The 12,623-nt window shown below is 36.0% G+C and carries 11 protein-coding genes; 10 read left to right on the forward strand and 1 reads right to left on the reverse strand.

What is annotated here, in order from left to right:
- Positions 1-2,256, forward strand: a complete 2,256-nt coding sequence (pflB, locus tag V1503_RS15295; protein ID WP_410628000.1) for a formate C-acetyltransferase — start codon at positions 1-3, stop codon at positions 2,254-2,256.
- 109 nt (positions 2,257-2,365) lie between these two features.
- Here pflB and V1503_RS15300 read toward each other — a convergent pair whose 3' ends face one another.
- Positions 2,366-3,661: a replication-associated recombination protein A gene (locus tag V1503_RS15300; RefSeq protein WP_410628002.1), complete on the reverse strand. Its 1,296-nt coding sequence runs from the start codon at positions 3,659-3,661 to the stop codon at positions 2,366-2,368.
- A gap of 510 nt (positions 3,662-4,171) precedes the next feature.
- Between V1503_RS15300 and cymR the strand changes: the two genes are divergently transcribed.
- The 9 genes from cymR (at position 4,172) to V1503_RS15345 (ending at position 12,504) form a co-directional block, all read left to right on the forward strand.
- A complete protein-coding gene (cymR, locus tag V1503_RS15305; RefSeq protein WP_410628004.1) occupies positions 4,172-4,588 on the forward strand; it encodes a cysteine metabolism transcriptional regulator CymR in 417 nt (138 codons plus the stop codon).
- 99 nt (positions 4,589-4,687) lie between these two features.
- Positions 4,688-5,833 carry a cysteine desulfurase family protein gene (locus V1503_RS15310; protein WP_410628006.1) on the forward strand — a complete coding sequence of 382 codons (1,146 nt, stop codon included), beginning with the start codon at positions 4,688-4,690 and terminating at the stop codon, positions 5,831-5,833.
- 30 nt (positions 5,834-5,863) lie between these two features.
- Positions 5,864-6,976 (forward strand): tRNA 2-thiouridine(34) synthase MnmA, encoded by a 1,113-nt coding sequence (gene mnmA / locus V1503_RS15315; RefSeq protein ID WP_410628008.1) that lies wholly within the window; start codon positions 5,864-5,866, stop codon positions 6,974-6,976.
- Positions 6,977-7,187: 211 nt separating this feature from the next.
- Positions 7,188-7,841 (forward strand): tetratricopeptide repeat protein, encoded by a 654-nt coding sequence (locus V1503_RS15320; protein ID WP_410628010.1) that lies wholly within the window; start codon positions 7,188-7,190, stop codon positions 7,839-7,841.
- Positions 7,842-8,105: 264 nt separating this feature from the next.
- A complete protein-coding gene (gene recD2 / locus V1503_RS15325) occupies positions 8,106-10,475 on the forward strand; it encodes an SF1B family DNA helicase RecD2 (protein ID WP_410629447.1) in 2,370 nt (789 codons plus the stop codon).
- Between the two features lie 34 nt (positions 10,476-10,509).
- Complete coding sequence (locus V1503_RS15330; RefSeq protein ID WP_214480397.1) at positions 10,510-10,983, forward strand: PRC-barrel domain-containing protein; 474 nt, start codon at positions 10,510-10,512, stop codon at positions 10,981-10,983.
- 14 nt (positions 10,984-10,997) lie between these two features.
- Positions 10,998-11,189 carry a YrzR-like zinc ribbon domain gene (locus V1503_RS15335; protein WP_214480395.1) on the forward strand — a complete coding sequence of 64 codons (192 nt, stop codon included), beginning with the start codon at positions 10,998-11,000 and terminating at the stop codon, positions 11,187-11,189.
- Positions 11,190-11,215: 26 nt separating this feature from the next.
- Positions 11,216-11,353, forward strand: a complete 138-nt coding sequence (locus V1503_RS15340) for a YrzQ family protein (RefSeq protein ID WP_214480393.1) — start codon at positions 11,216-11,218, stop codon at positions 11,351-11,353.
- A gap of 89 nt (positions 11,354-11,442) precedes the next feature.
- Positions 11,443-12,504 (forward strand): AI-2E family transporter, encoded by a 1,062-nt coding sequence (locus tag V1503_RS15345; protein WP_410628014.1) that lies wholly within the window; start codon positions 11,443-11,445, stop codon positions 12,502-12,504.
- Positions 12,505-12,623: the final 119 nt, after the last annotated feature.

Below are 12,623 nucleotides of genomic sequence, written 5' to 3' on the forward strand. Positions count from 1 at the left end.
ATGAACAGATTGAGTACGATTCCAACGGAAGTTGCTTGGAAGAACTTCAAAGAAGGAAAATGGCTACATTCCATAGATGTACGAGATTTTATTCAAACAAATGTTACACCCTATACGGGCAAGGAAGATTTCCTTGCCCCCCCAACTCTAAAAACCACTCAACTTTGGGATAAAGTATTAGAGTTGATGAAACAGGAACGGGACAATGGTGGTGTACTTGATATTGATACACAAACAGTATCAACCATTACTTCACATGAGCCAGGATATATTGATAAAAATCTTGAAAGCGTTGTAGGGCTACAAACGGATGAGCCATTAAAACGTTCCATCCAACCTTTTGGTGGTATCCGTATGGTAAAAGATGCTTGCGAGGCTTATGGATATGATCTCGATACAGAAGTCGAGAAAACGTTTACTGAGTATCGAAAAACACATAATCAAGGGGTCTTCGATGCTTATACTCCAGAAATGAGGAAGGCACGTAAAGCTGGTATCATTACTGGGTTACCAGATGCATACGGACGAGGAAGAATTATCGGTGATTATCGCAGAGTAGCATTATATGGTGTAGACCGTTTGATGGAAGAAAAAAGCAAGGCTCATGCTCGATTAGAGAATGATTTAATGAGTGACACAGTTATTCGTGATCGTGAAGAGATTTCTGAACAATTTAGAGCATTACAAGAGTTAAAAGATATGGCTGCATCATACGGGTATGATATATCAAAACCCGCAGTAAACGCTAGAGAAGCAATTCAATGGCTATATTTTGCATACCTTGCAGCGATAAAAGAACAAAATGGCGCTGCGATGAGTCTCGGTCGTGTATCCACATTTTTAGATATATATTTTGAAAGAGATATACACAATGGGGTTCTAACTGAATCAGAAGTCCAAGAATTAGTTGATCATTTTGTAATGAAGCTACGTCTTGTGAAATTTTTGCGTACTCCTGATTATAACGAGTTGTTTAGTGGTGACCCGACGTGGGTAACTGAATCAATTGGTGGTATGAGTCTTGACGGACGTCCACTTGTTTCCAAAACATCATTCCGCTTCCTACACACGCTTGACAATCTTGGACCAGCTCCTGAACCTAACTTAACAGTACTTTGGTCGACTGAGCTTCCAGATCATTTCACAAGATATTGTTCAAAAATGTCAATAAAAACAAGTTCCATTCAATATGAAAATGATGATTTAATGCGTAAAGAATACGGTGATGATTACGGTATTGCATGTTGTGTTTCTGCCATGAAGATAGGTAAACAAATGCAGTTTTTTGGAGCGCGTGCTAACTTGGCGAAGGCATTACTATATGCAATTAACGGTGGGATAGATGAAAAGTCAGGTGTGCAAGTTGGACCAAGCCTTGATCCAATTACTTCAAATATCTTGAATTATGAAGAAGTAATGAAAAACTATGATGAAATGCTAAATTGGCTAGCGAAGCTATATATGAATACCTTAAATATTATACATTACATGCATGATAAGTATTCTTATGAGCGTATTGAAATGGCACTACATGATGAGGAAATATTACGTACTATGGCTTGCGGTATCGCTGGCTTATCGGTTGTAGCAGATTCTTTAAGTGCAATAAAATACGCAAAAGTAAGACCTATTCGAAATGAGTATGGAATCGCGGTTGATTTTGAAATTGACGGAGATTATCCACAGTTCGGTAACGATGATGATCGTGTTGACATGATTGCAACAGAGTTAGTTGAGACATTTATGAATAAGCTTCGTCTGTATCCGACGTATCGTTCTTCTGTACCGACACAATCTATATTAACTATAACTTCAAACGTTGTGTACGGGAAAAAAACAGGTACAACACCTGATGGAAGAAAAGCAGGCGAGGCGTTTGCACCGGGTGCCAACCCGTTACATGGACGTGATAAAAATGGAGCGTTAGCATCACTAAATTCTGTAGCAAAGCTTCCTTATGAAGATTGTCTAGATGGAATCTCTTGTACTTTTTCAATGGTTCCTAATTCTCTAGGTAAAGAAGAGCAAACGAGAATCAATAATCTTGTCTCTATCTTAGATGGATATATGGCACAACATGGTCATCATATAAATGTTAACGTGTTTGAACGTGAACAGTTACTTGATGCAATGGAGCATCCGGAAAAATATCCACAATTAACAATACGTGTTTCAGGTTATGCCGTGAATTTTATTAAATTGACACGCGACCAACAAATTGAGGTTATAAATAGAACATTCCATGAAAGTATGTAAGTGAAAAAAGGGAGAATTAAAATGACATAATTTAATTCTCCCCTTACGTACTTATTTTTTTTTAGGCAGTTCGATGACATTTTGCTAGAATTCATTCAGGTGTTAAAGTTTACTTTCCATCAAATAAGTCTTTAAGCCGCTCATATACTTTAGCATATTGTTTTTCTTGTCCACTTTGCTTAGGTTGAAAGTACTCCTTACCCTTTAGTTCATCAGGAAGATATTGCTGATGTACCCAGCCATTAGGATAATCGTGAGGATACTTATAACCAATTCCATGCCCCATCGTTTTAGCTCCTTTATAATGAGCATCCCGTAAATGTAAGGGGATTTCACCTGTATAACCTTTTCTAACATCTTCTAGTGCCATATCAAGAGCTTTATATGCACTGTTTGTTTTAGGAGACAAACATTGATCTACAACGACGTTTGCTAATGGAATTCTTGCCTCTGGCAAGCCAAGTCTTTCAACTGCTTCGCATGCAGTAACCGTTCTTACTGCTACTTCTGGAGCAGCGAGAGATATGTCTTCATAGGCAATGACAATTAGTCTTCTAATAATTGATGTTAAATCTCCACCCTCAATTAACCGAGCTAAATAATGAAGTGCTGCATTTACATCGCTACCCCTAATACTCTTTTGCAAGCAAGATAATAGAGAATAGTATATATCGCCCTTTTTGTCGTGAGAAAAACCTTTATTTTCAACACATTCTTCTACTGTTTTAATAGGAACGATGATTTTTTCCACATCAACCTCTTTTGATGCTATTACTACATCCTCTAGAATATTTAATGCTGATCGTGCATCACCGTTAGTCGACTGAGTAATTATTTCAAGAGCTTCATCAGCAATTTCAATGTCTAAGCTACCTAAGCCTCTTGTCGAATCAGTCAATGCTCTCAATAGTAATGTCATCATATCTTCTCTAGAAATACGTTGTAATTCTTTTATTTGACCGCACCTGCTTCTAATCGCTGGATTTACATCATGAAAGGGGTTCTCAGTAGTTGCACCTATTAATGTGATTAAACCTTTTTCAACATGAGGTAAAAGATAGTCTTGTTGTGCTTTATTGAACCGATGCACCTCATCGACAAATAAGATTAAACTTCCTTCAACTTCCGCTTGTCTAACAGCATTTTCTATATCTTTTTTGCCTGCTGTAGTTGCATTAATAGAAACGAAGGGCATATTTACCGTCCCGGCAATAGCTTTGGCAATCGAAGTTTTTCCAATACCAGGTTCTCCATATAACAATATTGATGGCACATGGCCATTAACTATCATTTTATATAACGCCGTTTTTGGTCCAATTATATGTTGTTGGCCAACAATTTCGTCTAATTTCCTAGGTCTCATTCGAAATGATAACGGGGATTCAACCAATGACTCGAATAACAAAGTAATCATCTCTCCTACTTTTTGGAATCTTTGTTCTTGTTCTAGGATGTTAATATGTATTACAATACACTATTATGGTATAATGGCAAATGCTTAATGTTATATATGTAGACTCTTTAAGTAAGCATTGTTGTTTTTAGTATTGAAGTGATTTATTCTATTGGCATATTTTAATGAAGAAAAGAAGCCAGGAATGGTGATTAAACAAATTGTTCGTACAACAACAATGCATGCGAGAACAGCCGTCTGTAACTATACAATGGTTAGCTATCAGCCATTTTATAATATAAATTTTGATTGTGAACGGGACTTAATGACTTCGATAATGTCTAGCCCCAGGCACCATCGGCTTCCGGTATAAGCCAATGCGACAAGAAGATGATCTTAAAAGCACTCTCGTAGGTTCGTCTTATGCTTATCACCAGGATCAAGATGACAATTTCACCATTGCCCACAGTCGTGGGGAAATCTAGTGTCTAAGCATTTCTTATTTGTGGAGGGATATAAAGGATGAAGATTTCGACTAAAGGTAGGTATGGACTTACAATAATGATTGAATTGGCCAAGAAATATGGTGATGGGCCGATTTCGTTAAAATCTATCGCTAAAACTCATGATCTATCTGAACATTATTTAGAGCAATTGATTGCTCCTTTACGCAATGCTAGGTTAGTAAAGAGCATTCGAGGAGCGTACGGTGGATATGTGTTAGCAGGTGATCCATCAAAGATAACTGCTGGAGATATTATTAGAGTTTTAGAGGGACCAATTAGTCCAGTTGAGGTTTTAGATGATGAAGAGCCTGCCAAAAGGCAGTTATGGATACGAATTCGTGATGCTGTGAAAGATGTCCTAGATAATACTACACTAGAGGATTTAGCAAGTTACAGTGGTGGAGATCAAGAATCTTACATGTTTTATATATAAGTTGTTTGCGCATTTCATGGTAGTCTAGCTTCAGCGCCTATCCCCTCGAGGTTCGGGGATGAGCATGTCGCTTGCGCATTTCATTTAAGGAGGAATACAATGGAAAGAATATATCTTGACCATGCGGCAACTTCTCCAACTCATCCAGACGTTGTTAAAGAGATGAGCCCATATATGAGTGGAATTTTCGGTAACCCTTCTAGTATTCACTCCTTTGGCAGGGAAAGTCGCCAAGCCATAGATGATGCTAGACAAACAATCTCTGCTAATATTGGTGCCAAGTCAACAGAAATTATTTTTACGAGTGGTGGTACGGAAGCAGATAATTTAGCTCTGATTGGAGTTGCATTAGCAAATAAACACCGAGGTAACCATATAATTACAACTAAGGTTGAGCATCACGCTATTTTGCATACTTGTGAATATTTAGAAATCCAAGGCTTTAAGGTTACGTATTTACCAGTGCAGGAGAATGGAATTGTTTCTATTGAAGATGTAAAGGCATCATTGACAGATCAAACGATTCTTGTGTCAATTATGTTAGCTAATAACGAAGTTGGTGCAATACAACCTATTAAAGAGTTAAGTGAAATTGTAAGAGCAAATGGTGCGTATGTTCATTCAGATATTGTACAGGGGTATAATTTATTCCCTATTAATGTCGATGACCTTGGTATTGATTTATTATCGGTTTCAGGGCATAAAATTAACGGCCCAAAAGGTGTTGGGTATTTATACGTTCGTTCTGGAGTGAAAATCACTCCAAGTTTACATGGTGGTGAACAAGAAAGAAAGAGACGTGCAGGCACAGAAAACGTGGCGAGTATTGTTGGTCTTAAACATGCTGTTCAATTAAGCAACAAAGGCAGGAATGAACGCTTTGAGCTATATAGCAACTATAAAAAACAAATGATAGATATATTCAAACAAGAAGAAATTGATTTCAGCATCAATGGAGATCTTGAATTGACTGTACCAAATATATTAAATGTTAGTTTTGCAGGAGTAAGTGTCGAGGCTTTACTTGTTAACTTAGATCTTATAGGTATTGCGGCTTCTAGTGGCTCGGCTTGTACTGCCGGTTCTGTTGATCCATCACATGTTTTAGTAGCGATGTTTGGGAACGGCTCTGAGAGAATACAATCTTCGATCAGGTTTAGTTTTGGTTATGGAAATAATGAGGAAGAAATCCGAAAAGCAGCATATGAAATAACCAAAATTGTGAAACGGTTAACAAAACATTAAATAATATTATATATAAATGAGGTGAAAGTAATGAGCAAAGCTCCTAACGATACACGTGTTGTTGTAGGTATGTCGGGTGGGGTTGATTCTTCGGTTGCTGCATTGCTGTTAAAAGAACAAGGTTATGATGTAATTGGTATTTTTATGAAAAATTGGGATGATACTGATGAAAATGGCGTTTGTACAGCAACTGAAGATTATAACGATGTCATTCAAGTATGTAATCAGATTGGTATTCCCTACTATGCAGTTAATTTTGAAAAACAATATTGGGATAAGGTATTTACTTACTTTTTAGATGAATACAAAGCTGGTAGAACACCTAACCCAGATGTAATGTGTAATAAAGAAATTAAATTTAAAGCCTTTTTAGATCATGCACTAGCTTTAGGAGCCGATTATGTGGCGACGGGTCATTATGCTAGAGTTGCATATCGTAACGGAGAATACAAAATGCTCCGTGGGATAGATGAAAATAAAGACCAAACTTATTTTTTAAATCAACTAGGTCAAGAGCAACTTTCTAAAGTACTCTTTCCTCTTGGTGAAATTAATAAAAGTAAGGTTCGTGAAATAGCCCAACAAGCTGGGTTAGCAACAGCAACGAAAAAAGATAGTACGGGAATTTGCTTTATCGGTGAACGAAACTTTAAAGAATTTTTAAGTAATTATTTACCTGCTCAGCCTGGAGAAATGCAAACATTATCAGGTGAAATAAAAGGAGAGCATGACGGTTTAATGTATTATACGATTGGCCAACGTCATGGTTTAGGTATTGGAGGAAGTGGTGAGCCTTGGTTTGTAGTAGGAAAGAATTTAGAAAAAAATATTTTATACGTTGACCAAGGTTTTCATAATGATTTGTTGTATTCGGACGCAATTTTAGCTACAAATGTAAGTTGGGTATCCGATCGTGAAATAACAGATACACTAAAATGTACTGCGAAATTTCGTTATCGTCAACAGGACAATGCTATTACCGTCCATAGAATAGATGATAATAATGTCAAAATTATTTTTGAGGAACCAATTAGAGCAATAACACCTGGACAGGCAGTTGTTTTTTATGATGGAGACGAATGCCTAGGTGGTGGGACAATTGATATTGTGTACAAAAATGGAGAAGAACTAGATTACGTGTAGTAAAATATTTTAGAAAAAGCTTCACCTCACTTATGCAGAGGTGAAGCTTTTTAGGTGCAATACAACCTCTTGTAATTATACGTTTTAGTAACAATAAAATGCTGTTATGATTGGATTTACAACTTTGATGAACGTAACGGTGCCATCAAAGTGTATTGAGGCACTAGTATCATTCCTATGCTATACTAATAGCTAATTGGAGGTTTTAAAAATGGTTGATAATAATAAGCTAGGAATTCAATATATGCAAGAAGGAAAATATGAAGAAGCTGCAAAGGTGTTTAATCAAGCTATTGAAGATTCACCAAAGGATCCAATCGCATATATCAATTTTGGGAACTTGCTTTCTGCCTTAGGTGAAAACGAAAAGGCGATAGCTTTTTTTAATAAAGCAATTGAGCTTGATGAAGATAATGGTGCGGCTTATTACAGCACTGGTAACTTACACTACAATAATGAAAAATATGCAGATGCAAAGAATATGTTCGAAATAGCTATGAAAAAAGGTTTAACAAACTCTGATACGTATTTTATGCTAGGTATGTCGTTGTTACAATTAGATCAACCCAAACTCGCTTTACCTTATTTTCAAAGAGCAGTTGAACTAAATGTCGATGATGCCGAAGCAAGGTTTCAATACGGCTTATGTCTTGCGAATGAAAATCTAATTGATCAAGCCATGGAACAGTTTCAACAGGTCATTCATTTAGACCCTAATCATGCGGATGCATTTTATAATTTAGGTGTTGCGTATGCATTCAAAGAAAATGGTGAGCAAGCTTTAGCGATGTTTAATAAGGCATGTGAGATTCAACCAGATCATGTATTAGCTGCTCATGGAAAAAAAATAATAGAGCAAACTTAATGTTTTCATAATAGATTTTATTCTTCGGTAATGTTTCTATAGTGATACAACGAGAAGTATTTTGGTACTTTATCAACTATATAAAGGAAAGATGCCACGAATTGTAACTTGGTATCTGTCAATTAGATGCAGTACTGTAACAACGCCTTGATTAGTCGCTGTTACATTGTTCTAGGACGTGCTTTTATATAGTGTTTTTAGATCAAACGGCAACTCGTAACATACATATTTACGATTCGTAATGAAAGGAGGGAAATGATGCTGATGGAGCAACAAGGAGTGCTGGATTTGTATAATGAAGAGCAGAAGTATATGAAGGGTACACATCTAGTCACCATCTTTCACAATGAAGCCAATCTATATTCAGTCGTTCGCATCCGATTGCAGGAAACGAACGAACAATATACAGAAAAAGAAGCAGTTGTCACAGGTTATTTCCCTCGTATCCATGAAGATGAAACATATATCTTTTTTGGTAAACTGAAGGAACATCCTAAGTTTGGCATGCAATTTCACGTCGATAGTTTCAGGAAAGATCTTCCTCAAACGAAGCAAGGGATTATACAGTACTTATCAAGTGATCTATTTCAAGGAGTGGGTAAAAAAACAGCAAGCAACATTGTCGATGCATTAGGTGAAGCTGCAATCTCAACAATTTTACAAAATCCTTCAGCTCTTGAAAAGGTACCTAAACTTTCAAAAGATAAAGCTCAGCAAATAGTTGATACGTTAAAAGAACATCAAGGTCTTGAACAAATAATGATTGCGTTATCTCAATATGGATTCGGTCCGCAATTATCAATGAAGATTTATCAAGTATACAAAGATGAAACATTACAAATTATCCAAAACAACCCTTACCAGCTAGTAGAAGATGTTGAAGGAGTTGGCTTTAGTAGAGCGGATGAGCTTGGGTATATGTTAGGCATCTCGGGCAATAATCCGCATCGTATAAAGGCAGGTTGTCTTTATATGCTTGATCAGCAATCAATTCAAGAAGGGCATACATATCAATATTTACATCAATTAATTAGGGATGTAAAAGAGTTACTAGAAGAAAATAAGCGTGATTCCATGGATGAAGAAGATATCTCTCGGATTATTACCCATCTGTCGGAAGAAGATAAAATTATTGTTGAAGAGGATAAAGTTTACAGTCCTTCATTATTCTTTTCAGAAAAAGGACTTGTAACAAATATTGGTCGAATATTGAGTCAAACTGAATATGAGGATCAATTTCCAGATTCAGAATTCTTATTGTCGCTAGGTAATATAGAAGAATATCTCAATGTTCAGTATGCACCTTCACAAAAAGAGGCAATTCAAAAAGCCTTATTATCACCAATGCTTTTACTAACCGGAGGACCTGGGACTGGGAAGACGACAGTTATTAATGGAATTGTAAATGTATATGCAGATTTACATGGCTGTTCATTAAACCCTAGTGATTATAATAAAGAAAACCCGTTTCCAATACTACTTGTTGCCCCTACAGGTAGAGCTGCAAAGCGCATGAGTGAAGCCACAGGTTTAAAGGCTGTGACAATACATCGCTTATTAGGTTGGAATGGAGTCGATGGATTTGAACATGATGAAGATAACCCAATTGAAGGAAAATTGTTAATTGTAGATGAAATGTCAATGGTTGATGTTTGGTTGGCAAATCAACTATTTAAATCACTACCTGAATCTATCCAAATGATTATTGTTGGAGATGAGGATCAATTGCCATCTGTTGGGCCAGGACAAGTATTGAAGGACTTATTAGATGCTAATATTATTCCAACAGTTCGTCTAACTGAAATTTATCGACAATCAGAAGGATCCTCAATCATAGCGCTTGCTCATGACATTAAAAAAGGTCAATTGCCACGAGATATTGTTTCGCAAAAAACTGACCGATCTTTTTTACCATGTAGACCTAATCAAGTACTTGATGTTGTATCAAAGGTTGCACAAAGTGCAAAAGAAAAAGGATATAGTGCAAGAGATATCCAAGTTCTAGCACCCATGTATCGTGGGCCTGCAGGTATAGATCAATTAAATAAAATGCTACAAAGTATGTTTAACCCTCCGTCAGACCAAAAACGTGAAATGTCATTTGGCGATGTAATATATAGAATTGGCGACAAGGTGTTGCAACTCGTCAATCAACCAGAAAGTAATGTTTTTAATGGAGATATGGGAGAAGTTGTCTCAATATTCTACTCCAAGGAAAATACTGAAAAACAAGATATGGTTATTGTATCTTTTGAGGGAAATGAAGTTACTTATACAAAACAAGATTTGAACCAAATCACCCACGCGTATTGTTGTTCCATACATAAGTCTCAGGGTAGTGAATTTCCAATCGTTATTATGCCAGTTGTAAAAAGCTATTACCGCATGCTAAGAAGAAATTTACTATATACAGGTATTACAAGAAGTAAAAAATTTCTAATATTATGTGGTGAAGAGCAAGCTTTTCGACATGGAGTTAGCCGTAATGATGATGGTATAAGACAAACAACATTATGTGAAAAATTAAGAATGGCTCATGAAGGTGAAATTGACAACGAAGATGACATTCCTTTTATTGTACAAGAAGAAAAATTAATGGAAAACGTTACACCTTATGATTTCATGGATGATTGAGTAACCTAATAATGTTCGGGAAGGTGGGATATCTTTGCGGACATTTTCCTTATTAAAGGGGTTACCAGTTTATTCACATGATGGCAAACAGCTTGGCAACGTCGTTGATCTTTTAGTTCAAGAAGATGGAAAGGTCGCATCAATCGTTGTTGAAGGTAAAAGGCTTTTTCAGAGAGATACTTTTATTCCAATAGAATCAGTTTTATCTTTTGATAATGATGGAATTACGATTAGCAGTTCTACAACAAAATATTCTACACGCCAAGAGAAAAATACACATTACTTAAACACCCACCATAGCTTAGCAAAAAAATTCGTGAAATCTGAAAATGGGGAAGTTCTTGGAATATTAGAAGACGTATTTTTCCAAGAAGAATTGGGCACAATAGAAGGGTATAAAATAACAGATGGTTTCTTTTCTGATATAAGTGATGGAAAAAAAGTAATTAAAAGCAATGACTTTACCGTTAACAAAGATACCATCATTTTTAAAGCTAAGCGGAAATAAAGAGGTGTCGTTTGATGTTAATGTGTCCAAATTGTAAAAATAAAGATCTTGGTAAAATTGGTGTTAACCAATATTATTGTTGGAACTGTTTTATAGAAATGTCAGTAAACCAAGGTATCATTAATACCCATCAAGTTGAAGAAGATGGAACGCTTAGTTCATTGGATGATCTCTTTGGAGAAGAAGATCGTACGATAAATTTGTAATTGACTCTTTCATTAAGGAGGACAAAATGAACAGAACAATTACTGCGTCATTGGTTGCTTTAGGTATGGGGGTTGCTGCATACCAAATGAACCAAAGAAGTGACATCATGTCTCCAAAAAATATAAAGAGAATGAGAAAGAAAGTTGCTAAGATGCTTTACTGACTAAAAGGGGCTGACCCAATTACGGGTTCTGCCCTTTTTTAAAGTTGATATTTTGTAACGATCAGAATTTAATTAGAGGTGGGGTATAGATGAAGGACATTCGTTTAGTATGGATTTATCGCTTACTTCTCTTTTTATTAATGTTTGTATTGTTATACGTTTTTATGAAGCTTGCGCCGATTTGGAAACCAACGCTAAAGATGATTGCAATTGTAATTACCCCTTTTGTTATTGCCGCATTTATTACTTACTTACTTCATCCCATTATCGAGAAAATCCATCATCACGGAGTTCCCAGGTCTATTGCTATTTTACTTATATATACTTTGTTCTTTGGAGGAGTTGGTTTCGGCTTATATAAAGGAGTACCAATTATTATTGAACAGCTAAAGGATTTAAGTGAAAATGTACCAATATTTATCGAGACGTACCGAGATTGGATTGAGGAAATTCGTGATCAAACATCCCATTGGCCAAATGGATTTCACGATAGAATTGAGGAAGGGCTACAATCAATTGAGAAAGAGAGTGCATTACTAGTTACAAAGTTATTAAACAGTATGAAACGATTGCTGAACTATATTATTTTAATTGCTATCATTCCGTTTTTAGTTTTCTATATGCTTAAAGACTACCCAGATATAAATAAGGCAATATGGTACATAACACCAAAAAAATTTCGTACCCCCGGGAAAGAGTTTTTAAAAGGGGTTGATGAATCACTTGGTAATTACATTAGAGGGCAACTATTTGTGTGCTTTGCGATCGGAATTATTGCAACAATTGGTTTTTGGTTAATCAAAATGAAATACCCTTTGCTACTAGGAAGCATCATAGGGGTTACGAATATTATTCCTTATTTTGGACCAATTATTGGTTTAATTCCAGCCGTTATTATCGCAGCGACTATCTCAATGAAGATGGTTCTATTCGTATCCGGTTTAGTCCTTGTTTTACAATTTATTGAAGGCAATGTATTATCACCACTAATTGTAGGAAAAAGCCTGCATATGCACCCTATTGTTATAATGTTTGCACTGTTAGTTGGGGGAGAGATTGCAGGTGTATTAGGTTTAATAGTTGCTGTTCCTTTTTTAGCGATACTAAAAGTTACGATACTTCATGCCAAAACATATTTAATGAATCATTGACAAATAAGTTTTGCTTGTCTATAATTCGCATTATAATACGGAAAACGATGACGGATCGAGTATGTTATAGTCCACCTTATGTAATTATAAAATCAGAGAGGAATTTCCCTTTAGGCTGA

It is taken from the genome of Nanhaiella sioensis (assembly GCF_046557775.1).
Taxonomy (GTDB): Bacteria; Bacillota; Bacilli; order Bacillales; family SM2101; genus Nanhaiella; species Nanhaiella sioensis.

What these genes read in the sequence shown, in the direction of transcription:
- V1503_RS15310 (WP_410628006.1), top strand. Translation starts at nt 4,688, where the DNA reads ATGGAAAGAATATATCTTGACCATGCGGCAACTTCTCCAACTCATCCA.
- cymR (WP_410628004.1), top strand. Translation starts at nt 4,172, where the DNA reads ATGAAGATTTCGACTAAAGGTAGGTATGGACTTACAATAATGATTGAA.
- V1503_RS15335 (WP_214480395.1), top strand. Translation starts at nt 10,998, where the DNA reads ATGTTAATGTGTCCAAATTGTAAAAATAAAGATCTTGGTAAAATTGGT.
- mnmA (WP_410628008.1), top strand. Translation starts at nt 5,864, where the DNA reads ATGAGCAAAGCTCCTAACGATACACGTGTTGTTGTAGGTATGTCGGGT.
- pflB (WP_410628000.1), top strand. Translation starts at nt 1, where the DNA reads ATGAACAGATTGAGTACGATTCCAACGGAAGTTGCTTGGAAGAACTTC.
- V1503_RS15340 (WP_214480393.1), top strand. Translation starts at nt 11,216, where the DNA reads ATGAACAGAACAATTACTGCGTCATTGGTTGCTTTAGGTATGGGGGTT.
- V1503_RS15320 (WP_410628010.1), top strand. Translation starts at nt 7,188, where the DNA reads ATGGTTGATAATAATAAGCTAGGAATTCAATATATGCAAGAAGGAAAA.
- V1503_RS15345 (WP_410628014.1), top strand. Translation starts at nt 11,443, where the DNA reads ATGAAGGACATTCGTTTAGTATGGATTTATCGCTTACTTCTCTTTTTA.
- recD2 (WP_410629447.1), top strand. Translation starts at nt 8,106, where the DNA reads ATGGAGCAACAAGGAGTGCTGGATTTGTATAATGAAGAGCAGAAGTAT.